This is a genomic window from Paenibacillus sp. B-A-8 (assembly GCF_048572915.1).
Taxonomy (GTDB): Bacteria; Bacillota; Bacilli; order Paenibacillales; family Paenibacillaceae; genus Paenibacillus_AQ.
On the sequence record NZ_CP183882.1, the window covers coordinates 6,095,381 to 6,121,136 of the forward strand.

Annotated in this window: 23 protein-coding genes; 3 read left to right on the forward strand and 20 right to left on the reverse strand. The window is 46.4% G+C overall.

Features of this window, described 5'->3' with window-relative positions:
* Nucleotides 1–207: 207 nt before the first annotated feature.
* The 4 genes from aroB to deoC form a co-directional block, all read right to left on the reverse strand.
* Nucleotides 208–1,347: a 3-dehydroquinate synthase gene (gene aroB / locus ACN6MV_RS27495; protein WP_419885270.1), complete on the reverse strand. Its 1,140-nt coding sequence runs from the start codon at nt 1,345–1,347 to the stop codon at nt 208–210.
* 480 nt (nt 1,348–1,827) lie between these two features.
* Nucleotides 1,828–2,904 (reverse strand): hypothetical protein, encoded by a 1,077-nt coding sequence (locus ACN6MV_RS27500; RefSeq protein WP_419885271.1) that lies wholly within the window; start codon nt 2,902–2,904, stop codon nt 1,828–1,830.
* A 212-nt stretch (nt 2,905–3,116) separates the two neighbouring features.
* Nucleotides 3,117–4,409: a homocysteine synthase gene (locus ACN6MV_RS27505; RefSeq protein ID WP_042131076.1), complete on the reverse strand. Its 1,293-nt coding sequence runs from the start codon at nt 4,407–4,409 to the stop codon at nt 3,117–3,119.
* Between the two features lie 325 nt (nt 4,410–4,734).
* Nucleotides 4,735–5,412, reverse strand: coding sequence for a deoxyribose-phosphate aldolase (gene deoC, locus ACN6MV_RS27510; protein ID WP_042132492.1), 678 nt, complete (start codon nt 5,410–5,412; stop codon nt 4,735–4,737).
* Between the two features lie 324 nt (nt 5,413–5,736).
* Between deoC and ACN6MV_RS27515 the strand changes: the two genes are divergently transcribed.
* The gene (locus ACN6MV_RS27515) at nt 5,737–6,078 is read left to right on the forward strand and encodes a hypothetical protein (RefSeq protein ID WP_042131077.1); all 342 of its coding nucleotides are present in this window, start codon (nt 5,737–5,739) and stop codon (nt 6,076–6,078) included.
* Between the two features lie 10 nt (nt 6,079–6,088).
* Nucleotides 6,089–7,078 carry a ketoacyl-ACP synthase III gene (locus ACN6MV_RS27520; RefSeq protein ID WP_042131078.1) on the forward strand — a complete coding sequence of 330 codons (990 nt, stop codon included), beginning with the start codon at nt 6,089–6,091 and terminating at the stop codon, nt 7,076–7,078.
* 126 nt (nt 7,079–7,204) lie between these two features.
* On the opposite strand, the gene ACN6MV_RS27525 is transcribed toward ACN6MV_RS27520, so the two are convergent.
* From ACN6MV_RS27525 to ACN6MV_RS27550, 6 genes are all read right to left on the reverse strand, one after another.
* Nucleotides 7,205–8,026, reverse strand: coding sequence for a prohibitin family protein (locus ACN6MV_RS27525; RefSeq protein ID WP_052414820.1), 822 nt, complete (start codon nt 8,024–8,026; stop codon nt 7,205–7,207).
* 117 nt (nt 8,027–8,143) lie between these two features.
* Nucleotides 8,144–8,917, reverse strand: coding sequence for a hypothetical protein (locus ACN6MV_RS27530; protein WP_419885272.1), 774 nt, complete (start codon nt 8,915–8,917; stop codon nt 8,144–8,146).
* Between the two features lie 222 nt (nt 8,918–9,139).
* The gene (locus ACN6MV_RS27535; protein ID WP_419885273.1) at nt 9,140–10,138 is read right to left on the reverse strand and encodes an LLM class flavin-dependent oxidoreductase; all 999 of its coding nucleotides are present in this window, start codon (nt 10,136–10,138) and stop codon (nt 9,140–9,142) included.
* Nucleotides 10,139–10,159: 21 nt separating this feature from the next.
* Nucleotides 10,160–10,642 (reverse strand): RrF2 family transcriptional regulator, encoded by a 483-nt coding sequence (locus tag ACN6MV_RS27540; RefSeq protein ID WP_042131082.1) that lies wholly within the window; start codon nt 10,640–10,642, stop codon nt 10,160–10,162.
* A gap of 187 nt (nt 10,643–10,829) precedes the next feature.
* Nucleotides 10,830–12,272 carry a SulP family inorganic anion transporter gene (locus ACN6MV_RS27545; protein WP_419886823.1) on the reverse strand — a complete coding sequence of 481 codons (1,443 nt, stop codon included), beginning with the start codon at nt 12,270–12,272 and terminating at the stop codon, nt 10,830–10,832.
* A 188-nt stretch (nt 12,273–12,460) separates the two neighbouring features.
* Complete coding sequence (locus tag ACN6MV_RS27550) at nt 12,461–13,540, reverse strand: bifunctional 3-deoxy-7-phosphoheptulonate synthase/chorismate mutase (protein ID WP_042131084.1); 1,080 nt, start codon at nt 13,538–13,540, stop codon at nt 12,461–12,463.
* A 670-nt stretch (nt 13,541–14,210) separates the two neighbouring features.
* On the opposite strand from ACN6MV_RS27550, the gene ACN6MV_RS27555 reads away from it, so the two are divergent.
* Entirely contained in the window at nt 14,211–14,756 is a 546-nt protein-coding gene (locus ACN6MV_RS27555; RefSeq protein WP_042131085.1) for a glutathione peroxidase, read from the forward strand.
* 99 nt (nt 14,757–14,855) lie between these two features.
* Here ACN6MV_RS27555 and ACN6MV_RS27560 read toward each other — a convergent pair whose 3' ends face one another.
* The 10 genes from ACN6MV_RS27560 to ACN6MV_RS27605 all read right to left on the reverse strand — a co-directional run bounded on the left by ACN6MV_RS27560 (nt 14,856) and on the right by ACN6MV_RS27605 (nt 25,614).
* The gene (locus ACN6MV_RS27560) at nt 14,856–15,197 is read right to left on the reverse strand and encodes a 4Fe-4S binding protein (RefSeq protein ID WP_042131086.1); all 342 of its coding nucleotides are present in this window, start codon (nt 15,195–15,197) and stop codon (nt 14,856–14,858) included.
* Nucleotides 15,194–16,804 (reverse strand): FAD-binding protein, encoded by a 1,611-nt coding sequence (locus ACN6MV_RS27565; RefSeq protein ID WP_419885274.1) that lies wholly within the window; start codon nt 16,802–16,804, stop codon nt 15,194–15,196. The genes ACN6MV_RS27560 and ACN6MV_RS27565 overlap by 4 nt, the downstream gene beginning before the upstream one ends.
* A gap of 79 nt (nt 16,805–16,883) precedes the next feature.
* On the reverse strand, nt 16,884–17,942 hold the full coding sequence (locus ACN6MV_RS27570; protein WP_339288175.1) for an ABC transporter substrate-binding protein: 1,059 nt from the start codon (nt 17,940–17,942) through the stop codon (nt 16,884–16,886).
* A 47-nt stretch (nt 17,943–17,989) separates the two neighbouring features.
* Nucleotides 17,990–18,322 (reverse strand): 4Fe-4S dicluster domain-containing protein, encoded by a 333-nt coding sequence (locus ACN6MV_RS27575; RefSeq protein WP_076120303.1) that lies wholly within the window; start codon nt 18,320–18,322, stop codon nt 17,990–17,992.
* Nucleotides 18,319–19,926 carry an FAD-dependent oxidoreductase gene (locus tag ACN6MV_RS27580; protein ID WP_419885275.1) on the reverse strand — a complete coding sequence of 536 codons (1,608 nt, stop codon included), beginning with the start codon at nt 19,924–19,926 and terminating at the stop codon, nt 18,319–18,321. Before ACN6MV_RS27580 ends, ACN6MV_RS27575 begins: the two co-directional genes overlap by 4 nt.
* Before the next feature lie 23 nt (nt 19,927–19,949).
* Complete coding sequence (locus tag ACN6MV_RS27585) at nt 19,950–20,837, reverse strand: ABC transporter permease (RefSeq protein ID WP_419885276.1); 888 nt, start codon at nt 20,835–20,837, stop codon at nt 19,950–19,952.
* Between the two features lie 36 nt (nt 20,838–20,873).
* On the reverse strand, nt 20,874–21,677 hold the full coding sequence (locus tag ACN6MV_RS27590; protein WP_419885277.1) for an ABC transporter permease: 804 nt from the start codon (nt 21,675–21,677) through the stop codon (nt 20,874–20,876).
* A 105-nt stretch (nt 21,678–21,782) separates the two neighbouring features.
* Nucleotides 21,783–22,559, reverse strand: a complete 777-nt coding sequence (locus ACN6MV_RS27595) for an ABC transporter ATP-binding protein (RefSeq protein WP_419885278.1) — start codon at nt 22,557–22,559, stop codon at nt 21,783–21,785.
* Nucleotides 22,560–22,840: 281 nt separating this feature from the next.
* Nucleotides 22,841–24,124, reverse strand: a complete 1,284-nt coding sequence (locus ACN6MV_RS27600; RefSeq protein WP_419885279.1) for an SLC13 family permease — start codon at nt 24,122–24,124, stop codon at nt 22,841–22,843.
* Between the two features lie 149 nt (nt 24,125–24,273).
* Entirely contained in the window at nt 24,274–25,614 is a 1,341-nt protein-coding gene (locus ACN6MV_RS27605; protein WP_419885280.1) for a PQQ-binding-like beta-propeller repeat protein, read from the reverse strand.
* Nucleotides 25,615–25,756: the final 142 nt, after the last annotated feature.

The following is a 25,756-nucleotide window of genomic DNA, read 5'->3' on the forward strand; positions in this document are numbered from 1 at the left end:
CCCCTAAAATGACACATGCTGCCCCGGCTTAGCCGGGACAGCATGATTGATAACTATAGGTAGTGAGAATGATAATCATTGTTGCAATAGTACAACTATATTTCCTTAGTGCAACTTATATTTTAATCATACCACCAGGAATGAAAAAGTAAAGCCTATCTGTTCAGCTAACCGCCCTAAATTTCAGAGTATATGTTAGCTGCTCGCTTAATGGCGGATTTTATCTAACAGTTCTGTTAGGACATGTTCCTCGACTGGAGTCGAATAAGATCCATCCTCAAAACGTTTCATCGAACCGATCCCCTCTTGGAATACAAACCGTATGCGCCCTTTGCGTACTTTTTTATCTGTATACATTTTATCGATTAGCATTCGGTTTGTAATGGTTGCTGGAATTTCAGTAGGCAGACCCGCCTTCTGTAGTAATGCAATCACCCGCTGAGTTTGGTTCGGAGTTACATATCCCAAGCGCTCTGCTAACTGCACCTGAATAGCAAGACCTATCGCAATAGCCTCACCATGTAACAATTCATAACCGCTTAAAGCCTCCAGCGCTCGACCCGCAGTATGCCCTAGATTAAGAATTTGCCGCAGATTGCTCTCCAATTCGTCCTTCTCTACCACACCGTACTTGATCTCACAATTATAAAGTGCAACCCGTTCGCAGACCTCTCGGTTTAATATAAGCTCTCCCTCTAAAGAAACAACTTGTTCCAAATTCTGCTCCAAATACTCAAAAAAAACCGCATCCGCCATGCAGGCATGTTTGATCGTTTCAGCTAAGCCGCTACGCAACTCACGAATCGGAAGTGTTCTCCATGTCGCTAAGTCGATGTACACCTTTCTGGGTTGATGAAATACACCGATTAGATTGGTAGCGACCGGTGTATTTACGCCTGTTTTTCCGCCAATGGATGCATCTGCTGCTGCTAATAAGGTGGTCGCATAGTTCAAACTCGGCACTCCCCGGCCAAATGTCCCTGCCAGAAAACCTGCCAAATCTGTTACCGCCCCGCCTCCAATCGCAATAATACAGCAATCTCGTCCATAAGAACGGCTTAATAGCTGATCCTCCAGCAACGCCTTCGTTTCACGGGTTTTGGATTTCTCTCCGGCGGGGAAAGAAAAAAGCTCCGCATGAAAATCATTCTGAATCAACTGTTCCAGCAAGGCTTGTCCATAAAGTGCTTCAACTTTGGAATCCGTAATTATCGCAAATTTGCTTACATTTTCTACGATACCTCGTTTTAAGTCCTCTATTAATGTGCTAAATAAAGTTTCTCCGATCTCAATGTCGTAGGAGTGGTCAACAACCTTCTTCAGGGCAACTCTAAAATTTGCGGACATGTGCAGCGCCTCTTTTCAGTAGGATGCTAATAGATTCGATCCGCTAATATAATTATCCTTTTTATGTAAAATGAATGAGAGTGCTGAAAGAAATTGTGCGTTCACCACTCCACGTGCCTCTGACGGGAGGCAGCAACATGAATGATGTGCTGGTCACAGGGCGACGACCTTACTTGATCTACAGATAAATACGTTTGAGAGACATTGTTGATAAAGCAGGAAGGCTGTGAGCGAGCCGATACGGACACAACTTCTATTGAATAATGTCTCTGGAGTCCGAAACTGTGCTCCAAAAGCATAAATCATACAAATAGGGTCATCTGAGTCCGTGTGCCCAAAGCGATGATGAACATTCTTTTCAAGGAAGCAGTCAAAACGTACAAAATGAAGAGCAGTGATCCTCCATAATGGGAGAATCACTGCTCTGTCGTCTCATTTAGAATCGCAAGTGGCATATGGAACAGCCACTTCGTTGCTGTGTTACTGCCTTCCACCGGCGGCAGTATCCAATGTTTCCTGCTGCCTGGCGATCCAGATCAGACAGGCTGCTCTAAGCAGCGCTTCGGTCCGCTGACCGGCGCTGCAAAAGATCCCGCTGAGGCCGATCTGATACAGATCGGCCAAAGCCGACGCCGCCGGAGTCCCCGCGGCGAGCACTACCGCCGCCGGCTTCACGCTCCGCACGGCGGCAAGGATCTCCCCCGCCGCCAGGGCGAAGCCCTCTGCGGCGGCCCCTTCCGGCGCGAGCTCGCTCGCCGCGCCGTCGAGCACTAGGAAATCGGCGATGCGCGCGATTTCCGCGGCGGCGGAGGGCTCCACATCGGGCGCGATCAGCGCTCCGATGCGGCACGCCGCCGCATAAGCGTGGCCGAGTGTCTGATCGGCCACGAACTCGATGAATTCGCGCTTTGCCGCGAATTCGGCTCCGCTTGCGGTGTAGGCGACCAGCAGATCAAGGCGGCAATCGCCGCCTTGACGCTGGCTCTCCGCCACCGCAGTAAAAAGCGCTTCGAGCTGCGCGTCCTGAAGCGCGGCGAGCTTTGCGGGCTGCGCCGCAAGCTCCTCTGGATGCAGCAGGGTGACTGCTGCCCATTCACCATCCGGTGATTCCAGCAGAGCTGTGGTGGCTGCTTGCAATCGGTAATAGATCCGCTGCAGCATTCGATTAGCCTGCAGCTCATCCTCACTGGATAACCAATGCTCATAAAGACAAAACAGTTCAGGTTCAAGCAGCCATTCCTCACTTCGTATCAGACAAGGACCGGCTTGAACGGACCTTGCGCCTTCCCGTGTAATCGGACGCTCTTCTCGTTCTTCACGTCCTTCACGCAATACTAAGAAGGCCGACTGTTCTCCAGGTCGTTTAAAATAAGAACGGTTCAAAGGTTCTACAACATCCTTCTGCTCTACCCCGGTAATAAATTCTGCGGCAGCGGAGGCTACGGATCCGGCTTGGCTCATTTCCATCCCTACAGCCCGATCACCGGCCTTATACATGAACTTGAACGGGCGCTCTTCACTACTCCGAAAACCATCCTGCTGACGTTCACCCTTCATCTTCGCACCCACCCTTTATCTTTGGATTGCTGCCGGTACGCCAAGTTAATAAACTTCATGCCACCGACATCTTATTACCACACTTATAAATACGGGAACCTCCCATGAAATATGCAAGCGTTGCCAAATGATGTGAATAATTTAGCCTTATTAAATCACAAAAAAAAGGCATCGCCGCATAGCAGCAAATGCCTTCCTTGAATTTCATTGTTCTATTGTTGACTGGCTGCGATGGCCTGCTCCAGATCATAAATAATATCATCAATAGATTCCGTACCAATCGATAAGCGGAGTAATTCCGGAGTTACTCCCGCTGTGGTTTGCTCTTCATCCGACAGCTGTGCATGTGTTGTGCTTGCAGGATGGATAATCAATGACTTGGAGTCACCGACATTCGCCAAATGCGAGAACAGCTTCACATTTTCAATCAGCTTGCGTCCCGCAGCACTTCCACCTTTAATACCGAAGGTAAGGATCGCTCCTTGACCTTTAGGTAAATACTTTTGCGCTAATTCATGAGATGGATGAGTAGGAAGTCCAGAATAACTTACCCATTCTACATCTGCGTGTGCCTCCAAATATTGCGCAACCTTCAGCGCATTCTGGCTGTGACGTTCCATCCGCAAATGGAGTGTTTCGAGCCCTTGCAGCAGCATCCAAGAGTTAAATGGTGAAATAGAAGCCCCTAGATCACGAAGCAGTTGAACACGGGCTTTAATAATATAAGCAATCGGACCCACAGCTTCCGTATAAACAACACCATGATAACTTGGATCAGGCTCTGTAAGTCCTGGGAACTTACCGCTTGCCTTCCAATCGAACTTACCACCATCCACAATAATTCCACCGATAGATGTACCATGCCCGCCGATGAATTTAGTTGCCGAATGAACAACGATGTCAGCTCCATGCTCAATCGGACGCAGTAAATATGGACTTGGGAACGTATTATCCACAATCAGAGGAATTCCGTGTTCATGCGCAATTGCTGCAACGGCTTCAATATCTAATACATTCCCCTGTGGGTTACCAATGGTTTCTGCATACAAAGCTTTGGTTTTATCATTAATCGCAGCACGGAAGTTCTCTGGATTGTCTGAATCCACAAAATGTACCTTAATGCCGAGCTTAGGCAGCGTTGTAGAAAATAAATTATAAGTTCCACCGTATAGGCTTGCCGCAGATACAATTTCATCCCCAGCACCAGCAATATTTAGAATAGAGAAAGAAATAGCCGCTGCCCCGGAAGCTGTAGCAAGTGCACCTGCTCCACCTTCAAGTGCTGCCAAACGCTGTTCAAATACATCTGTAGTCGGATTCATCAGCCGAGTGTAAATATTACCGAATTCTTTGAGCGCAAACAGATCCGCTGCATGATCAGCATCACGGAATCCATAAGACGTGGTCTGATAAAGCGGTACAGCACGTGCGAAAGTAGTTGGATCAATTTCCTGGCCTGCATGAACAGTCAAAGTTTCAAATGACAGCTTACGGTCTTCTGACATAGGTATTTCCTCCCTTTATAAATAAGAATAGAAATCTTTAACAAATAATAATTGTACTCATTCTCTCATAAACGACATCATTTGAAAAGAAAAAAATCTTATTATTCCGGTGTGAATTATTACAATTTTATTTTGCGAATGAAAGCCTGTTCGATAAAAATCAGATAACGCTTTCAATAACAGTTTTTAAGCTAAAAAAACAGGTATACCCTATGTATCTAGTAGAGAGCTTCTACGCATAAAAAACAGAATAGCGGCGGACAAAGCTTGTCCACCTTATCTCACCGCTACTGGTTTACTTATCTTCTATTAGTAACTGCTTTGATTAGTAACTGCTTTGGCTTGTTTCTCCCTTAGCAATCGCTACACCGCCGCTAGTACCAATACGACTTGCGCCTGCTTGTACCATTACATGAGCGTCTTCCGCACTACGAACACCGCCGGAAGCTTTCACACCCACATTAGGTCCAACTGTTGCACGCATCAGAGCGATATCTTCCTTCGTTGCTCCACCTGTAGAGAATCCTGTGGATGTTTTTACGAAGTCTGCTCCAGCTTCAACAGAAAGCTTGCAAGCACGTACTTTTTCTTCTTCCGTTAATAAACAAGCCTCGATAATGACCTTAGTCAGCGCTTTGCCGCGAGCTGCTTCTACAACTGATGCAATATCATGTTTAACCAGTTCATCGTTACCATCTTTCAGCGCTCCGATATTGATAACCATGTCTACCTCACCTGCACCATTCGCAATAGCATTGGTAGTCTCGAATACTTTAGTCTCTGTTGTCGAAGATCCGAGTGGGAAGCCGATAACTGTACATACTTTAACTTCAGGCGTATCCTTCAATACTTCATGGGCAGTAGCTACCCAGGCAGGGTTTACGCAGACCGAAGCAAATTTATAGGCTTTTGCTTCTTCTGCCAATTTAATGATATCTGCTTTCCGTGCATCTGCTTTAAGCAGTGTATGATCAATGATCCCCGATAGTGTAATTTCGCTCATTTCTGTCATTCCTCCATGATTTGGATAGTAAATTTTTTTCATCTCTGTAATCATACCAATAGAACTCTGCTTTGCAAAGTCGACAGGGCAATCAAGCCCACTCCAATCTCGGTTAACTCATTATAAATATACTTGGAGCAGGTCATTATTAACTTAATTATCTTTTCAAGTTAAATTTATACCTTCTTGTATTTTTTAAAATATAAATAACAATCTCCCTAAACTTTCCCATTTAAAAATACGATAATAGTTATATATAAATGGGTTTTTTAGCCTATTTATTAAAATTTTTCTTCAAACTTACTTAGGAGGAGACTGTTTAAAATGGGAAACTTTAATTTCGCCTCAAACGCTGCAGCCCAGAAACTGAATGTACAAGTGGAAGGTTCTATGTCACCTGAGGACGCCGGACGTTTCATTCAGGAGTACAACCAAATCATAAGTACCTTTGACCCGACACAATTTGAGATCATTTTAGATTGCAAGACACTAAACGTATCCTCGCCGGACACTCTTCCTATGCTTGAACAATGCTACATACTGTATAAAGAATCTGGATTTAAAAAAGTGACCTTCATTATTGCCAAAAGCCCTGTCCTAAAAATGCAGCTGAGCCGAGTAGCCCGGGCAACGAAATTAGAGAATTACGAAATTATTGAAGCATAGGAGGTTTCATTTGGGACATATAACCATCCGCCAAGCTGCTTATTACCATCCGGAGCATGTCGTAACTAATGATTATTATTTGGGGCATTTCCAGAGTATGGGCAAGGACATCAAGCGATTCCTGGAAGTCATGGGTCGTGACCGGAGATACATCGTAAAAGAAAAGGATGAGAATGCCCTAACGATGGGATTCAAAGCCGCCCAAAAAGTGTTAAATGAAGCCAATTTGCATGGGGAAGATATGGACATGATTACGTTCGCTTCTCAGACACCGGAATATACCTACCCTACCAACGCACTTCTGCTACACCGTATGCTGCAAGGCAAACACCGGACCATTACACAAGATTCCAATGCCAACTGCGCAGGAATGGTATCCGCCGTGGAGCAGACAAGTCGTTATATGCAAGCTAATCCTAGCATTCGGTACGCGCTCGTCGTGGGCAGTGACTATAGCTCGGTAAATTGCAATACAGATGATGAAATTACTTACCCTAACTTCGGAGATGCCGCAGCAGCTGTCATTCTGGAACGGAGCGAGCAAACTGGCTTCATTGACTCCCTTTATTACACTGATTCTGAGGGCTCTGAGAACATTATGTTCCCTGCTTGCGGTCTTTCGAATATTTATCATGAAGACATTACACCGGAGCAAATTCGGATACGCTGGACCCCCTTTGACGGTACAGTATGTGTAGATGCGGCCGTTGCAGACATGAAGGAGCTTCTCTCAAGAAACGGCCTGACTACAGATGATATATCTGCCTTCTGCCTTTCACAATTCTCTCTCAAAAATATCGAACTCATCCAAGAGGGTCTTGGACTTACTGATGAGAAATTCATCTACGTAGGTGACGAGTTCGGGTATACAGCAACAAGCAGTCCTTTTATCGCCTTTCAACGCGGAGTCGAAGACGGACGAATCAAACGTGGCGATTATGTCTTCTTTTGGTCAGTCGGCGCTGGCTGGCAAATTCCTACAATGCTTTATCAATATTAATAGTATAAAAAGCCCTACTTCTATAGAAGTAGGGCTTTCCCATCAGAGGAGCAGATGTTGAAGCAGACAGCCACGAACTCAAACAGAACAGCAATTGGAAAAATAAATCAGAAATCCAACAATGAATTATTTCGTCAGGGATTGAATATCCACAAATGGAGTCGCTCCCCCTGTTACTGACGGCAGCACGCCGTTCCATTTTTCTAACGCTTTCTCTTGGACCTCAATTTGCTTCAGCTGCACCAGCTCAGGTGTAACCTCCTGCTTCTTAAGTCTTAGAGATTCAGCCTCTGCTTGCGCCTGGGCGATTTTTTGCTTCGCTTCGATTTCAATCCTACGAAGATCATTCTCCGCTTTTAGCGCCTGCTGCTGAGCAACCTGCTTCGCTTCAATGGACTGATTGAACGCCTCCGAGAATTTAAAGTTAACGATGTTAATATCGTTGACGATCAGGTCATATTTTGCCAGCCTAGCAGTTAAATGCTCACTGATCTCACTAGACACTACATCACGGCGCGTAATCAAATCTTCTGCTGGATATTTTGCCGTCACTTCCTTGACGATTTCCTGAATGGCCGGATTGATAATTACATTGTCAAAATTACCTCCGATATTGTTCATCAGATTAAAGGCGGAAGCCTTGTTTACGGAATAATTCACTGCTACATGTGTGGATACAGGCTGAAGATCTTTTGAAGAAGCTGAAGTATCGGTCTCCGCCTTCGTTACCTGCGTATTGACCTGAATTACCGTCTGAATAAATGGAATTTTAAAATGAATGCCGGGTGACAACGTGTTGTCATTTAATTTACCAAAGGTTTTGTACAAACCTACATGCCCATATTCCACAGATACAAAAGAGTTTGCGCCAATCAACAATACAATGAGCACTGCTGCAACACCGCTAACTATTTTTCCCGGACGCAGCTGTTTCAATTTCGGATTCATTTACATATTCATCCAATACCCCTCCTAGATTATGGATAATCATTTAAGCTTAATCGTCTATACGGAGGTTTGAGGGAATTGGTCGCAGGAAATATTTCAGCAGCACTGGTCATGACGTTATTGCTCTTGGATCAGTCCTTCTAAGGTCAACCGGAATCTTTTGCTCTGCTTGTCCCCGATATTTAAAGCTTCATATATTCCTTCATCCGTTAGCACCACGGAGTCTGCCTTTAAAGCATCATTAACGAAAGTTACCTCAGCGTGATCAACATTCCAGCGGTAAATGTAGGCACTCATCGGATTTCCATGTGCAGCTACACCCTCAATAGATCCATCCCCGTCAACATCCAGCTCTTTGGAATGTCCGGTATCTATCTGCAGCAATCCCGAGGGGTTACCACTCTCATCGATTAAATAATAGTTAGTGAGCGAATTATTTGCTCCTAGTCCACCGGTGATTTTCAGCACCTTTTCGCTAAAAATCCGCACCACTTCTACCTTGATATCCTCCGGCTGACGATAATTATAAGTTCCTATCGTCCCTAGACTGTATTGTCCTTGGGATGTAGAAACTCTGGCATATACATAGTCTTCGTCACTAGCCATCGTATACACACTCACTTTGAGTCCTCCGAAATCATCAAGCTTCTTCTCTGTAATCAAAGTAGCGCCTGTAGGTGGAGCACTTAGTTGAGAGACTACAGGGATTGTATCCACCAGCTTCCACTCCAGCTTAATGAGGTTAGCAGCGGTGTCTGTTGGTTTCGGTCTTGATGTGTGGTAGTCGTTGGCCGATTGAAGGGGGGCTGGATCAGCCTGATGTTGGCAACCCGCCAGCAGATTCATTAGAAGCAAAGCTGTCAGCGTAACGGATTTATGTAAAGGAAACATCTCTTGATCACTTCCTATCCTCTTTTAAAATTAAATCTTTCATTAATCATAGATGAAGTTAGATATTCAAATGTTACTTTTAGGGGGCGGGAGGGTTAATTTATTGTCTCTTGAGGGCAGGCGTCGATCAAAAAACTAAATTGGGCATACAAAAAACCCGCATCAAATGCGGGTTAAGATAGGAAATTACTATTATAATCAATCACTCTTAGCTTTACAGAATCAAGAACCTAGCAGTTCACGCGCCAGTAACCGGTAAACCTCTAGCCGTTTTTCCTGCGAATGCGGAATGCTGCATATCATCGCTTCCTGGAATCCATATTGTGCTTGTTCTTCTTGCAGGCGTACGGCGATGTCTTTAACCGCACCGACCAAATGAATCTTACGGCCTTCCTTGATTGCCATCCGGTCAATTTCTGATAACGATATGTTCTGAGCTTCTTCTGGTGTCAGCACCTGCGTAATTCTGCCCTTACTCATCATCAAGCGGAAAATATCCTGCGGTAATGCCTCATACTCAGCTTCTTCCTTCGTTTCTGCTGTGGTCACCATATAGGATACACTGATCTCAGGTTTGTCCATGAAGATAGAAGGCTGATAGTTATTCCGATAATGGTCCAAGATCTCATTACTCATCGCACCGTTAAAAAATTGCGCAAAAGAGTATCCAACTCCCATTTGCGCAGCTTTTCGCGCACTGTTGCCGCTCGAGCCTAACAACCATACTTCTGGGAGAGCCACCTTCGTTGGAGCAGCGAGATTTTTGGCATACAGCTCATCTTCCGGAATCTGATCGCTAAGCAGCTGCATAGTAATCCCAAGCTTATCATACATGTTATGAAGCATTAACTCGCGGCCTTCAGACAGAGCGTACATGGCACTTGTATCGCCGCCAGGCGCTCTTCCTACACCGAAATCAATTCTCCCCGGGGAAAAAGCACTTAACGTTTTAAATACTTCCGCCAGCTTAAGTGGAGAATAATGCATCATCATCACACCGCCGGTGCCGATTCGAATACGGTTGGTCTTGGCGGCTAAACGCGCTGCCGTTACTTCAGGAGCCGAGCTAGCAAATGTATTTCCGCCATGGTGCTCAGCCATCCACATTCTGCTATATCCCAACTCATCTGCTAAAATAGCCAATTCTTCTGCTTTATTCAAAGCACCTTCCGCTGTGTTACCACTAGTCACGGGTGCCTGATCCAATACGCTTAATCTCATGCGAATACATCCCTTCTTTGGTTAGATGACCATTTTATTGCGGATCCATTCCTCTAAGGCTGCTATCTTATCTTTAAACCGTTCACCGCGCATTTCCTCCGACAACGAAGCAATAGTCTCCCGCTTTAATACAGCTTTCCAGGAGGATTCAGCTTCTTCCATCAGATTGGTTAGCAGGCAGCAGCTATCTTCTTTTTCTAAATCCAACATGTCTACCAGAATACCATTGGATGAATACAGCGACTGCTGTCCCTCCACCGCGAGGTAAACGTCATATACACGAATATCCTCAGGTCTCTTCTTTAATTTAAAGCCGCCCTTAATGCCGGGAACAGATGTGATGATGTCTGCGGTAACCAGCTTTCTTAACAGTTTCTGAAAATAGGTCGCCGATGCTCCGAGCTGCTGGCTAATCGCTTCCCCAGACAGCACCGCCTTATCCGGCAGCATGTTGAGTAGAACCAGTGCATATACTGACTGTTCTACCCCTGTTTTCATATGCATGTACAGCACCTCGATCTACATAAATTGCTTAATACAAACTATAGACTACCCACCCGCGTATAAAGCGGATAAACATTATCCACTTTATACTTTATATCAATTTTCACCGAAAGTAAAACCTTACTCTTCTTCTATTACGATTATCCCTGCTATAAAAAAAAGATCGCGCATATAGCGCAATCTTTTTTCATAATGATAATCCCACCCGCTGAACCAGCTGCGAGCTCTGGTCATTAAGTCCGGTAATGGTGACTTTTTTGCCACGCTCGGCGTATTTGCTCATCGTCTTCGCTATGGCATGAACTGCGGACTGGTCCCACACATGGGAGTGTGAGAAATCGATAATAATATGATCCGGATCGCTATCGTAGGCGAATTCATGAATGAAGTGGCTTGTCGTGCCGAAGAACAGCTGGCCGGAAACCGCATATGTTTTGGAAGAGGCAGCTTCCTGAACAGTTAGGCGGATCGAAGCTATTTTCCAAGCAAACGTTAGAGCACTTAACAGAACTCCAAACAAAACACCAATAGAAAGGTTGTCCGTAGCCACCACGGTGACCACCGTCACAATCATAACCAGCGCATCACTTAGCGGAACACGGGTTAGTGATCTAAGCGAGCCCCATTCAAAGGTGCTGATACAGACCATTATCATTACGCCGACCAGTACGCCCATCGGGATCTGCTTAACTACATCGCCAAGTACAATAATTAGGAACAATAAAAAGATCCCTGACACAAACGTAGACAGACGCGTGCGTCCTCCAGACTTCATGTTAACCATTGACTGACCGATCATCGCACAGCCTGCCATCCCTCCGAAAAAACCAGTGACTACATTCGCAAGCCCCTGTCCCTTCGCCTCTCTGTTCTTATCACTACCTGTGCCCGTAATATCGTCTATTAAGGTGGCAGTCATCAGTGATTCCAATAGCCCAACTACGGCCAGTGAGAGTGAATATGGCAAAATAATAAGCAGAGTATCCAGCGTGAACGGGATTTGCGGAAGATGAAATAGTGGCAAAGTTGCTGTAATATTCCCCATATCGCCTACGGTTCTTACGTCCAGATGAAGAGCGATGCTAAGAACAGAAACGATAACAATCGCTACAAGTGCTGAAGGTACGGCTTTGGTAAACCGAGGAACCGTGTAGATAATGAGCAATGTCAGAGCTACCAGGGCGTACATCACCCAGCCCTGTCCATTAAAATGGGTAAGCTGCGCCATAAAAATCAGTATTGCCAGCGCGTTGACAAACCCCGTCATAACCGGCTGTGGCAAAAACGTGATGAAGCGGCCAAGCTTTAGCATCCCCATCAATATCTGAAACACACCAGCCAGTACAGTTGCTGCGAACAGATACTCTATTCCGTGTTCTAGTACAAGACTTCCGACTAACAGAGCCATAGCCCCTGTAGCCGCCGAAATCATTCCGGGTCTGCCTCCGGCAAGTGCTGTTACAATCGCAATACAGAAAGAGGCGTATAAACCAACCATCGGACTTACTCCCGCCAGGATTGAAAAAGCGATCGCTTCAGGAATCAGTGCAACGGCTACGGTCATCCCCGATAAAATATCGGTTCGAGTGTTAGAAAACCACCCATTATTTAAGGTAAGCTGCTTCAAAATCTAATTTCCTCCTGTGACTATTAAGGTATATAGGCCTTTTTCCAAAAGACCCGGGGCCGGTGCAACGCTAATGTTGCTTATTGTACTCGACCCGCCTTCACCTTCACAAAAAGATTAGTTAGACTTGTAAGCGCTTATTCACCTCATTTTCTAGCCAATCCTTGAAATATCATTCAAATTCTATATTTCTAGATTCGGTACAGTCCGGATGCTTTCACTTCGTTAAAGAAGGTGTTGAACTCATCAATATTCAGCTGCTGTGCGGCATCGGACAGCGCGGTTGCAGGATCAGGATGCACCTCGACCATAATCCCATCGGCTCCGGCTGCGAGCGCGGCTTTTGCGCAAGGGATGAGAATGTCTTTACGTCCTGTAGAGTGAGTAACATCGACCAATACTGGCAAATGGCACTCCTGCTTGAGAATAGGCACTGCTGAGATATCGAGCGTGTTGCGGGTCGCTTTTTCATAGGTACGAATTCCGCGTTCAATCAACATGATTTGTGTGTTACCACGAGACATAATGTATTCCGCAGCATGTATGAATTCATCAAGTGTGGCAGCCAATCCGCGTTTCAGCAGCACTGGCTTATTAACTTCTCCGACTGCCTTGAGCAGCTCGAAATTATGCATGTTCCGTGCACCGATCTGGATGATATCTACATAATCTAAAGACTCTTCAATATGTCTTGGATCTACGATTTCACTAATGGTCAGCAGACCATAGTCATTTGCAGCTTCACGTAATATTCTTAGTCCGTCCATACCTAGACCTTGGAAGTCATAAGGAGAAGTCCGGGGCTTGAAGGCACCGCCACGCATAACACGTACGCCAGCCTTTTGCAGAGCAGCAGCTACGGTGCGGGTCTGTAGTTCGCTCTCCACGGAGCAAGGGCCAGCTACCATCAGTGAAGAAGAGCCGCCAACCGTAACATCTCCCGGCAAAACAATCACTGTATCTTCTTTGTGACCCTTGCGTGCTACTAGTAAGGTTTTTTTATGTTCATCGGATTGTAAGTCCAGAGAAGCTGAAAAAATTTGTTTGAAGAGGCTGCGGATGGTCCCGTCAGTGAAAGGTCCTTTGTTGCTCGCTACGAGCTGATCCAACATTTTCTTTTCACGTTCTGGATCGAACTTAGGCACACCTTGCTTTTCTTTAACTACTCCAATCTCCTGCACAATCTTAGCCCGCTCGGAGATCAGCTCCAGCAATTGCCCATTGATTTCATCCAGACGACCTCTAAGAACATCCAATTCCACGTTACTCATTACCCTTCCACTCCCTCTTCTTTGTTATAATTTGAAACGCAAAAAGGCCCCCCGTCGCAAGGGACGAGGAGCCGTGGTACCACCCTTATTTAGAATTAACCCGAATACTAGCACAAAGGAATAGAATATCGAATTCCTTTGACTAAAGATTAACTCTATCTTAAACCCGGTAACGCGGGGCGCGGGCCTCCCTACTCATACCTGTCACGACCTGTGACAAACTACTTCAGGGGCCGACTCGGAAGTGAACTTCGGCATTAATCGTCTCATAAGGGTGCTCTCAGTCTCCGGCACGCCTTCCCTGTTAAGATCCGCTATAATGCTTACTCTCTTCGTCATAGTCCTTGTTTATGTCAGCGCGTCTTTTGCGCTGGTTTCTGCTATCTTAATCAAAAAATGTTTTCGATGCAAGATAATAATGGAACGCAGAGTAGCTTTAACGCATTAAAACAATATGAGGTAGAATTATTCCTATAACAGCTGCTTTGAAATATGAAATAACCCATATCCATACTATTCTAGTTCTGCTTTAAAGGTTCCACTCCCTTTCTGGGTATGAAGTTGACAGTGATATTTTCATTGTTTACAATTAAATCATTGAAAATTTTTCCTGTTCTTATTCACTGGCAGCTTTAGGGTTTACAATACATAACTGAAGGGATGTAGCAGCATGAGCATTTATCCATATACGGCACGCAGTATTCGTGGAAAAGATATCGAACTAGAACAATACAAAGGTAAAGTACTTTTGATTGTGAATACAGCAAGTAAATGTGGCTTTACCCATCAATATTCCGACCTGCAAAAGCTCTATGAACGATACGAAGATCGTGGCTTCCAAATTCTCGGTTTCCCTTCCAATCAATTTGGCGAGCAGGAACCTGGCAGCAATGAAGAAGTGAATGTCTTTTGCCAAATCAATTACGGCGTTACGTTCCCTCTCTTTGAGAAGGTTGAAGTAAAGGGCGAAAATAAACACCCCCTCTTCACTCACCTTACGGAGCAGGCTGGATTTGAAGGCTTCGACATGAACCATTCTTCAGGAAAGCTGCTTCAAAGCATGCTTGAGAGCAAAGATCCGGAAGCACTGAACAATGACGAAATCAAATGGAACTTTACTAAATTTCTAATTGATCGCGAAGGCAATGTAATTACAAGATTCGAATCTACTGTGGATCCGCTGGATATTGAGCCAGCGATCGAAGCACTGCTATAGATTTTTCTAGTAGAAGATGTGTAGCTACAATACCGAATTAAAAAAAGCCGCTCAGACTTGTAAGTCTGAGCGGCTTTTTAGTGTAGAACATTCGTTTTTTCACGTACGGTACTGCTCGGTAAACACTTCAAAATAAGGGGTAGTATCCCTTTCAGCCATTGAGCCATTAGCGCCCGGTCCCCAGCCGATCTCAGCCCGCCAGCTCCCTAGCAGCCCTGTCTGGATTAGCGCCTCCTCATTTACACCGATCAGCTGATCTGCCTGCGGTGCTACATAGAGTGCATCTACAGGGCAATAAGCTTCACACATAAAACAAGTCTGGCAATCTTCCTGACGCGCAATAACCGGAATCTTCCCCTGCATTTCGAATACGTTTGTCGGACATACTTTCGTACACAGTTTGCAACCCACACAGCGTTCCAAGCTGATTAGTTCGATCATATCGCCTGCCCCTCCTTTAGTAGATTCAGTTCATGAGCATGGGGCACAGCTTCGGTACCGATGCTTATTTGCTCTATACCGGATACAATCAGCCGGTGGGTTTGACGCGGATCAAGCTCTGGATATTCCGCGAGCTTTTGCAGGCCGCGCGTCTCCTTCCGAGCCAGTGCGGCGGTGTACATCCACCTGCCGGACGCGAGCATAGCCGCGGCTTCACGCGCTTGCACGATGCCCTGTACGGTGGCGGGGACCCGCCCGTTCAAGAAGGGCATCAAGGCATTCAGCCGCTTCAAGGCTGAAGAAATGCCCGGCTCGCTGCGGAAATAATTAATCTGCAGCGGTAAGATTTCACGCTGGATCGCCGCGACTAGCGGCTTCACCTCCAGCGTCTCCGAGGTGTCGGCGCCAGCCGCCAGACCGTAGCGTCCCGCTGCGGTAAGGTTGCGGCTGTTCGCCTGCCCTCGGCAGGACCGCGCATGCTGCGCGGCTCCCTGACCTGCCCAGCTTCCGCTGCATATGGCCCAGGAAGCGTTGTAAGCCCCGCCGCCGGAGATGGCGCCGGTCACTTTCTCGCGAGATGCGGCATCTCCGGCCGCATAAAGTCCGGGCACGGTCGTCCGGCAGTCCGTGCCCGTAAGGCGCAACCCCCCAGTACCGCGCATGGTTCCCTCATAGCGCAGGGTGAGCGGGAATTTCTGCTTAAACGCATCAATCCCCGCCCGCTCCAGCGGCATAAAGAAAATCGGATGCGCTTTTCGCAGAAAATCCTGTTTCTCCGCTGTATCTGCCATATCGAGCGAAGCATAAACCGGACCTTTGAGCATCATTTCAGGAATGCTGCCAAAAGTCCGATCCCCTTTATGCAGCGGATGACCGTCCGCATCATAAAGCGTTGCCCACGCCAGCATACGGCCGCGGGTTACGGTTCCATCCGCAAAGCTCGGCGCGTATTGGCGACTGAATTCCATGCCCGACAGCTCGGCTCCCACTTCAGCAGACATCAGCAGCCCTTCGCCTGTCAGTACGTTGCAGCCAAGACCATTGCTGAGAAAAGCGCAGCCACCGGTTGCCATCACTACGGCATTAGCCTTCACTTCCCAAGACTCCCCTGTCAGACGGTTGATTCCACGTGCCCCGCCAACCCCATGTTCATCATGAAGAAGCTCTAGCGCTGGCGACTGATCGAGGATCGTGACCCCCGCTTTGCGGACAACTCTTCGCATAATCCGCATGTATTCTGCTCCATGCAGATGTGTACGAAGTGAGTTGCCTGCCTCATCCTTTGGAAAAGGATAACCCCACTGCTCGACTAGAGCCAGATTCTGCTCTACCTGATCCAGCACTCGGTGAATCCAAGCATTCTCCGACAAATATCCACCGGATTTCAGCCTGGATTGAACCGCCTGCTCTCGCAGTTCGGCAATCGGAGGGATAACGAGCAGCGTTGTACCGCCCGGAGCAGTAGCCCCGCTTGTGCCCAAGTAGCCCTTATCGGCCAGGACTACCTTTGCACCTTGCGACGCTGCACTCCATGCCGCCCAAGCACCTGCGGGGCCTCCTCCAAGCACGAGGACATCCACTGTCATTTCCTTCTTAATCTGCGACATTTGACTTCCTCCCAAAAAAATTAGCTAGCACATGCTATTTTAGACCGCTTCAAATTCAGGTTGTTCTTCCCAGCCATCGTTATTTCAGCTGCCAATCACTAATATTAAAATCCTTTTTCGCAAGCTTTTCTTCGACAAGGAAGTTTTTAGTACCCTCCAGCAGCTTGGTTCCCTCATCAGTAAATGCGGTATCCTTGATATCGCTGATCGGATTTACTTGCTTCGCCAGCTCAGGGGTTGTATCTCCGATTTCGGCGAGGAATTGATAATATTCATCTTCATGCTGCTTCAAGTCAGCCAATGCTTTCTCACGAGCGGCATTCCATACCTTAGGGAAATCAGGGAATTTCGCCAGATAATCCTCAGACACAACGGTTGCGCTAGTGCCAAGCAGGTTCGGATGCTTCGAGGCGTCATCCAAGTGAGTATAGCCTTGGTCAATTAACTTCAGCGCAGGAACACCCAAGTTCGTAGTAGCATCTACATCTCCACGTGCTAAAGCTGCGGTAGCATCCGGAATGAGCATATGCACGAGTTTGTAGTCGGTCACGCCTTCTTCTTGTAGTAATCCGACCACATAGCGGTGCATAAAAGAGCCTTTTTGAATCGCGATAGTTTTACCTTGCAGATCTTTCACCGTCTTAGGCCCATCCTTCTTACCGATTAAATAACCGATAGTGTTGGCTGAGGATTGTGAAATCAGACGCGTCTTGGCGCCAGAAGCATAAGCAATAATAGCAGGTGTATCCCCAAGACTGCCGATATCCAGCCGACCACTAATTAAGGATTCTGTCTGATCGGGACCGTTTGGAAAGCCCGTAAGCTTCACCTCAGTAATGCCATATTTCTTTAACTCTTCCTGAATAATCCCCTTATAAAAGCCCCAGCCCTCCGCGCCACCTGGCACATTCAGCTTATTGGAGCCGATAAAACCAAAATTTAGAACCGCTGGAACATTACTCGCGGTCTCTCCTCCAGATTTCTCTGTATTAGAGCCGCCGGATGCAGATGCTCCATTGCCCCCAGCGTTATTTCCGCAAGCCTGAAGCACCAGCATGATCATCATTATCGTAGTTAAAAGTGCAAATCGTATCCTTTTAGATCGTTTCCCTTGAATCTCTCTGTACGCTTGTTTCATTACTTTCTCCCCCTAGTAAATGTTATTTATTTAAATCTTAATCAAGATCAGAACCCTGCCCTCGACGCCAACTTGTACATAAAGTCATGACTTGCTACCGGCTGTCTGCCTTTGCCCCAGCCTACTTTTTCACGATAACCACCAAGTAGCCCCTGCTCTTGAAGCCCTGCCTCTGTCACCCCAATCACTTTCTCTGAATCTGGCGCTACATAAAGAGCATCCACAGGACAGTACAGCTCACACATAAAGCAAGTCTGGCAATCGCTCTGCCGGGCAATAACAGGAATGCCATCCTCTACCCGTTCGAAAACATTGGTCGGGCAGACCGATACACATTGGTTGCACTCTACACATCTGGCAGCGCTGATCACCTCAATCACGATAAAACACCCTCCTTGGACACGGCTTCTGTCTTCACCCATACCTGATCCAATCCACCGCTAATCAAGCGATGATGCTGATCTTGATCCGTTCCCTTAAAATCTTCACGCTTATGCATGCCCCTCGTCTCTGTACGGGCAAGCGCAGAATTGTACATCCAGCGGGCGGTTGCTGTCATGGCTTCAGCTTCACGCGCTTTAACCCCTTCAGGTGTACGCTGAATCTCACGGCTGCGCTGATCTTTCCACAGTTCATCCAGACGACCTAATGAAGAGGTCAGCCCTTTGTCCGTACGGAATAAATTAATGTCATACGGCTTCACTTCAGCCTGCACAGCAGATACAACCTCTGTCGTTTGAGCAGTCACTCCTGGCTTCACTTCTTGATGAACCAGTGGGGAAGATGATAAGCCGACTGGATTACGGTGCGCTGCATGTGAGCCAAGGCTCTGCGCATAGACAGCTGCCCCCTCTCCTGCAAAAGAGCCGGATGACATAGCCCAAGCCGCATTATGACTGCCACCACCAGTAAATCCCCCGCAAATCAGCTCACGGGTTGCTGCATCTCCTGCCGCATAAAGTCCCGGAACACCTGTGCCACAGCTTTCGTCTGTGATATGAATACCACTCGTCCCGCGAACCGTTCCTTCGAGACGAAGCGTAACCGGAAAAGCATCCTTGAACGGATCGATCCCTTGTCGATCAAAGGGAAGGAAAAAGTTCGTCTGCGCCACCCGCAGCAGCGGTCTTAAATCCTCGGGCGCTCCATCCAGTTTGGCGTACACCTGATTGCCTGCCAGCAAATTCCGAGCGATCACTGAACGCCCTTTCTTGGAACCTGCCCCTTCCACAATGCTCCCATCTTCATAATAAAAGCTGGCATAGCTGTAGTACGCCGTCTTGGTCACCGATGAGAACGTAGGGCAAATCGCGTAGGCATTAGAGAACTCCATACCTGACAGATTTGCTCCGGCCTCAGCAGCGAATAAATAGCCATCACCAGTAAGCACGTTGCAGCCGAGTGCCTTACTTAAGAAGGCGCACCCCCCAGTAGCAATAACGACCGCTCCGGCTTGAACCGTCCAGGTCTCACCACTCTGCGTATGAACGCCAGCCGCTCCGGCTACGCCATGCTCATCCGCAAGGAGCTCCATGGCTGGGCTATGATCTAAAATTTTAACGCCCGCCTTTTTCACCAGTTTACGCATTAATTTCATATATTCCGGTCCCTGAAGACTCCTACGAAACTGATTGCCCTGCTCATCTACAGGGAATGGATATCCTGAAACGCCAAGTTTGTTCATATTGACATACGTACGGTCTAGCACTCGGTCCATCCAGCGGGATTCAGCCAGCTGACCGCCCAATATATATCGACTTGCCTTAGCTTCCTCCCGGAGCTTTTCATCCGGCTTGACATACCAGACCCCTGTTCCCGAAGGCGCAGTTGCACCGCTCGAACCGCAATAGCCTTTATCTGCGAGGACAACTTTCGCACCCTTTGCTGAGGCCGTAAGGGCTGCCCATGTTCCTGCCGGTCCTCCGCCTATAACGAGCACATCCGCCACCAAATTCAACGATCCTTTTTGTATCGATCTACTCATAGCCCAAGACCTCCTCAATTGGTTTACCCTTCGTAACTATCGCGCCAGAACAAGAACTTGCGTTCAATGATTCGGAACAAAGAGTCGATTAGCTTACCGACAATAGCAAAAATAATAATGCCTACAAATACAACCTCTGTATTTGAATTCTGCTTCGCCTCATTGATCAGGAATCCGATGCCGGACTGTGATCCAATGAGCTCAGCTACAACAAGACCAATCCATGCTACAGCCAATGACAGCCGCAATCCTAACAAAATCCCAGGTAATGCTGCCGGCAATATCAGCCTGCGCAGCTTCTGATACGGGCTAAAGCCTAACACCCGAGACACTTCAAACAGCTTGTTATCCACATTGCGGATGCCCATAAACGTATTAATATAAAGTGGAAAAAATGACCCTGTCAGAATGATCACTACTTTAGACATCTCCCCAAAGCCAAACCACAAAATAATCAGCGGTGCTATAGCTAGATGCGGGACAAGCCGCAACACCTGCACACTAGGATCTAGCACATATTCCACACTGCGAAATAAACCAGTCAGGACTCCGAATAAAAGGCCTAGAACACCTCCGATGAGAAAACCAATTCCCGCTCTCCCCATACTGACACCTAGATGATGAGTTAACTCTCCAGTAACCAATAGGCCTGTAAACGCTCTGGCGATCGACAACGGAGTCGGCAAAAACTGCGCGGAAATCAGTCCGGTGCTTCCTGCCAGCTGCCAAAGGACGATCGTCACCACCGGAATGATAGCGCCCGTTCCCCAATCTGACAGTAGAGATTTCCATGCTATAGGTACCGCGGATCTCTCCGATTTCTTAGTCGATAAAGGAGCAGTATCACTGCTATCTAACGATTCCCGTGCTCTTGTAGCATTTTTTAAAATAGCTTCTACTCCATCGCTCATGGTGCATCCCCCTTTCGTTTCGTGCGCGTTTTCTGTTTATCCACGATAGTTGTCCTGCCATCTCAGCAGCCGTCGTTCGATGTAGCGGACAACAGAGTCACTCACCAGTCCTGCAATAGCAAAAATAATAATTCCCACGAACACCACAGGGGTATCCGCGAATTGACGCGCGTCCGACATCATATACCCAATGCCTGAAGTGGAAGCAATCAACTCTGCTACTACCAGACCTAACCAAGATAGCCCCAAGGAAAGGCGCACTCCGAGAATAATGTTCGGCAGCGCCGCTGGAAGCACTAATCTTACAACTTGCTTAAACCGACTGAACCCAAGCACTCGAGAAACTTCGAACAGCTTATTATCCACACCGCGAATGCCCATGAACGTATTAATATAAAGTGGGAAAAATGCGCCTTTAGCAATCAACAGCACTTTAGATTCCTCGCCGATCCCGAACCATAAGATGAACAGCGGCACTACCGCCAAGCTCGGAATCATGCGAATCATTTGCAGGGATGGATCTAGCAATTTCTCTGATCTGCGGAACAGACCTACAAGAATGCCTAATAGCAGTCCAAGTCCACCACCGAGCAGGAAGCCGGAAAGAGCTCTCACCAAGCTGATCCTAAAGTTCGGCCATAAATCCCCTGAGACGGCCAAGGATACAAATGATTCCGCAATGGTATACGGTGTCGGGAACAGCATCTCTGAGATCATTCCATAGTGTCCTAGGGTCTGCCATAGAATCAGCACAGTGCCCGGCAACAGAAGACCCAGTCCCAATGTTGTTACCTTTCCGGGGCGTCCGGAAGTTCTTACGGCCATAGCCCGATTTGTCATGCTCTGCACCCGCCTTTTTTTAGCTTTACAATCTCTTTAAATAACAAAAAGAGACCCTCGAATATTGAACACTTTCGGAGGTCTCCATTGGTATGGTCGACTTATTTATATTCCTGCCCCGTCAATAAGCTCAAGCTCATCGACTTTTTCAAAATAATTCAACACCTTCAAACGTAGCTCTTGAAAGGAAGACGTTGTTTTTTTGCGTGGATACGGCAGATCAACCGGTACAATCTTACGTATTTTTCCGGGGCGCGGTTCTAGAATCACTACCCGATTACCTAGAAATACAGCCTCATCAATATCATGTGTCACAAAAATCATGGTTGTTTTATTCGCACGCCAAATGTCCAGTAATACCGTCTGCATATGTGCTCTGGTGAACGCATCCAGTGCACCAAACGGTTCATCCAGCAGCAGGATTTTGGGATTTCGCAGTAGTGCACGGGCTATCGCCACCCGTTGGGCCATCCCTCCTGATAACTCCCGGGGATAGGATTTCTCAAATCCATTTAACTTGACGAGATCAATCAACTCATCGACCTTCCGTCTAATCTCCTTGTTCCCTAGCGGTAAATCGGAAGCAATATTCTTCTCTACAGTGAGCCAAGGAAAGAGACGATGCTCTTGAAAAATAAACCCTTTATCAATTCCGGGACCTCCAATTTCCGTCCCTCCTAGGGTAACACTCCCCGTATAACCGCTATCCAAACCGGCCACGATGCGCAGCAGCGTGCTTTTGCCGCAACCGCTGGGGCCGATGACCGTAATGAATTCACCCTCTTGCACATGGAGATCAACATTATACAGTGCCTGAACATGACCCCCTGCAGACTCAAAACGTTTATTCAGATTTGAAATAGCCAGCAACGCTTCTCCCACCGGAACCCCTACCTTCTAGTTTGAGTCAAGCCCAATCGCCTTCAGCATCCTTACTAGGACAATAAGTGTTTATGCGAGAAATATAAGGATACTGTATAGCGTGAAACTTATACATTCTTATATTTACAAAAAAACAGAGGTATTGCGCTTTTACATGCGCAATACCTCTGTAGGAACAGTCGGTAATTTTTATTCAAAGTAAATCAATTGGAATTATAACATTTAAAATATCATCCATTTGAAAAGCTGTCAACAATAAAACTTATTTCTGACACACTTGTTCACATCAGGTATCTTAAATATAAATATACACTTGAGATCACAATGGACAGCAGCATCAAAGGGAAGCCCACCTTTAAGTACTTCATGAACGTAATCGGGTAGCCCTCTTTTCCGGCTAGACCGGCAACGATCAGATTCGCACTGGCACCGATCAATGTACCATTACCACCTAAGCAAGCACCCAAGGCCAAACTCCACCAGAGGGGCTCTAAATTGGTAATCCCCATCTGTCCCATCTCCTGAATCAAAGGAATCATCGTGGCTACAAAAGGAATATTATCAAGAAACGCAGAAGCGATTGCACTTACCCATAAGATCATCATCGAGCTCATGAGCACATCCCCACCCGTTAAATCGATTGCTTTGGCAGCCAGCTCCGCGATGACACCCGTCTCGACGAGTCCTGATACTAGAACAAACAGTCCAATAAAAAAGAAGATCGTAATCCACTCCACGCTGTGAAAAGCTTTCTCCAGCATGTGTTCTCCTCCAGTTAGTAAGAGCAGTAAAAAAGCCCCTGCTAAGGCAACCGTAGCAGACTCCAAATGTAACGCCTGATGTAAAAAGAAACCTGTAATCGTAATTCCAAGTACGATCAAGCACTTTCGCAGCAGCTTATGATCCGTAATCATCGCCTTCTCATCCATGCTCATGATGCTTTGCTGCAATTCCGGCGTAGATTTAATTTGCTTACCAAACATCAACAGGAAAAGCGGGATATACGCCAACATAATGATAATAATCACGGGCGTCAGATTGCTGATAAAGGACATAAAAGTCAGCTCTTTCACAGCACTGCCAATCATAATATTCGGCGGATCTCCTATCAATGTTGCTGTCCCACCGACATTCGATGCGATAATTTGTGACATCAAAAAAGGCAGCGGATTTATGCGCAGTTGTCTTGTAATACTGAAGGTAACGGGTACCATAAGTAGCACTGTTGTAACATTATCCAAGAAGGCAGAAGCCACAGCAGTAATAACAAATAAGGCAATCAGTATCCGTCTCGGCTTCCCTTTCGCCATCTTAGCCGATTTCACGGCTGCATATTTAAAGAGCCCTGTCTCTGCAGTAATTCCTACAATCATCATCATGCCTACAAGTAATCCAATGGTATTAAAATCGATGTGATGCAATGCCGTCTCCTGATCCACAATGCCCATCGCTACCATAACAATAGCGCCTAACATCGCTAGGATCGTACGGTGAATTTTTTCAGATATAATCAGTCCATAAATCAGTAGAAAAATACCTATCGCCCAAATTGCTTGCTGTTCCATAAAGTCCCCCGGTCCTTCTATTTAATTTCTTAAATCTATAACCTATTAATCATAAATTAGAATTGTGTTTTTCGCACTGGGATTTTAAAGTCCAATTCACAGAAAACGGCTCTACCGAATATTCTTCGGCGAGCCGCTTATGAATTCTATTATTTCATCTTCAGTGCCTGCGGCTCCTTGAAAGCAGTTAGCTTCCCTTTGCTCTGTACAATAATCATCCCGTTCTCCAGCAAGGTTGGGCCAAATACTCTATCTGGTGTTTTGAGCTGTAAGATCGGTTTTGCGGTAATCAGGTCTATCGCGATTAATTTCCCGTCAGTCTGGGCCACATACATACCATGTCCGAGCAGATCAAAGCGTGCAATCGGATTGCTAACCCCACTATACTGAACCGCTGATTTATTCGCCATTTTAACACCATAAATACTTTGTCCCTTACTAAAAAGAATTCTTCCATCATAAGGACCAGCTGCGTATTCTAAATTCGATCCGATAGATGCATACGAGTAATTATCTCGTGTTACGGTAGCAGGATCTGCATTCAGGGGGTAACTAAAAACACCCTTTTCCCCTGTTATATAAATTCTGTCACCGTCACTCCAGGCACTGCCTCCCTTAAATGCTTCGGGATCATTCGGGTCAATATTAGCAGGATTATACTCTACGGTTTTTACCACTTTCCCTGTCTTAACATCCAGACTGTCGAGTGTCGGAAGTGGGTAAGTATCGAATAAGGTAGCTTTCCGTTGTACGACAAGCGTTCCATTAATCTCTGCAATCGGAAGATCATAATCTCTATTATTCCAAAGCTCCTTACCCGTTGTTCGATCAAACGCATGCAAGATGTCATACGTATATGCTCCAGATACTGAGTTTTGAGCTAGTACCAGATTCCCCTCAACCATAAACGGTTCAAACAGCTGATCTCTGAAGTTATCACGCCACTGCAACTTGCCATCCTTCAGATTGTAGGCTTGAATATCACCATTGGCTGCGGCAAATAGCTGATCTTTATCAAGAACCAATTGACTGACACCTTTACTATTTGCTGACGAGCTCCATTTATTTTTTCCAGTAGCTGCATTCACTGCATAGATGGTACCCGCCTCAGAAGTCGCGTAAACCACGCCGTCTTGATAAAGCATCGGTGTTTTTAATTTAGCACCGTATTTCCACACAACTTTTCCTGTCTGAGCGTTAACGGCAAGCAGTTGACCCTTTTGAAGCATAAAAACTTTACCTGCACCAACAGAAACAACCCCCTTCCCCATGAGGTAATCCGTCGGTACATTTTCTAATGCTGGTAAATCCATCGTTGTTGACCACTCTACCTTCGCAGAAGGCAGATTTGCATAATAATCCTCAAAGTTTGAGCCTATATACGAGGTGTGTGAATCAATCCCAGCAGCTTGTACCGGATTTACCATAAGCAATACCCCTAAACCAATAACTGCAGTACGAAGATGTGATTTTAATAATGTTCCTCCCACTACCACACGCCTCCTCATATAAATGCTATCTTTGGATATATTTTTAAAATGAAATATAATACTAATGACAATTATAATGTAATAACATGGATTAATCTTCCTCATTTTGTAATTTAAAAGACTGGAATTCAAAACATTTACT

What these genes read in the sequence shown, in the direction of transcription:
- aroB (WP_419885270.1), bottom strand. Translation starts at nt 1,347, where the DNA reads ATGTCCGCAAATTTTAGAGTTGCCCTGAAGAAGGTTGTTGACCACTCC.
- ACN6MV_RS27500 (WP_419885271.1), bottom strand. Translation starts at nt 2,904, where the DNA reads ATGAAGGGTGAACGTCAGCAGGATGGTTTTCGGAGTAGTGAAGAGCGC.
- ACN6MV_RS27505 (WP_042131076.1), bottom strand. Translation starts at nt 4,409, where the DNA reads ATGTCAGAAGACCGTAAGCTGTCATTTGAAACTTTGACTGTTCATGCA.
- deoC (WP_042132492.1), bottom strand. Translation starts at nt 5,412, where the DNA reads ATGAGCGAAATTACACTATCGGGGATCATTGATCATACACTGCTTAAA.
- ACN6MV_RS27515 (WP_042131077.1), top strand. Translation starts at nt 5,737, where the DNA reads ATGGGAAACTTTAATTTCGCCTCAAACGCTGCAGCCCAGAAACTGAAT.
- ACN6MV_RS27525 (WP_052414820.1), bottom strand. Translation starts at nt 8,026, where the DNA reads ATGAATCCGAAATTGAAACAGCTGCGTCCGGGAAAAATAGTTAGCGGT.
- ACN6MV_RS27530 (WP_419885272.1), bottom strand. Translation starts at nt 8,917, where the DNA reads ATGTTTCCTTTACATAAATCCGTTACGCTGACAGCTTTGCTTCTAATG.
- ACN6MV_RS27535 (WP_419885273.1), bottom strand. Translation starts at nt 10,138, where the DNA reads ATGAGATTAAGCGTATTGGATCAGGCACCCGTGACTAGTGGTAACACA.
- ACN6MV_RS27540 (WP_042131082.1), bottom strand. Translation starts at nt 10,642, where the DNA reads ATGCATATGAAAACAGGGGTAGAACAGTCAGTATATGCACTGGTTCTA.
- ACN6MV_RS27550 (WP_042131084.1), bottom strand. Translation starts at nt 13,540, where the DNA reads ATGAGTAACGTGGAATTGGATGTTCTTAGAGGTCGTCTGGATGAAATC.
- ACN6MV_RS27555 (WP_042131085.1), top strand. Translation starts at nt 14,211, where the DNA reads ATGAGCATTTATCCATATACGGCACGCAGTATTCGTGGAAAAGATATC.
- ACN6MV_RS27560 (WP_042131086.1), bottom strand. Translation starts at nt 15,197, where the DNA reads ATGATCGAACTAATCAGCTTGGAACGCTGTGTGGGTTGCAAACTGTGT.
- ACN6MV_RS27565 (WP_419885274.1), bottom strand. Translation starts at nt 16,804, where the DNA reads ATGTCGCAGATTAAGAAGGAAATGACAGTGGATGTCCTCGTGCTTGGA.
- ACN6MV_RS27570 (WP_339288175.1), bottom strand. Translation starts at nt 17,942, where the DNA reads ATGAAACAAGCGTACAGAGAGATTCAAGGGAAACGATCTAAAAGGATA.
- ACN6MV_RS27580 (WP_419885275.1), bottom strand. Translation starts at nt 19,926, where the DNA reads ATGAGTAGATCGATACAAAAAGGATCGTTGAATTTGGTGGCGGATGTG.
- ACN6MV_RS27585 (WP_419885276.1), bottom strand. Translation starts at nt 20,837, where the DNA reads ATGAGCGATGGAGTAGAAGCTATTTTAAAAAATGCTACAAGAGCACGG.
- ACN6MV_RS27590 (WP_419885277.1), bottom strand. Translation starts at nt 21,677, where the DNA reads ATGACAAATCGGGCTATGGCCGTAAGAACTTCCGGACGCCCCGGAAAG.
- ACN6MV_RS27600 (WP_419885279.1), bottom strand. Translation starts at nt 24,124, where the DNA reads ATGGAACAGCAAGCAATTTGGGCGATAGGTATTTTTCTACTGATTTAT.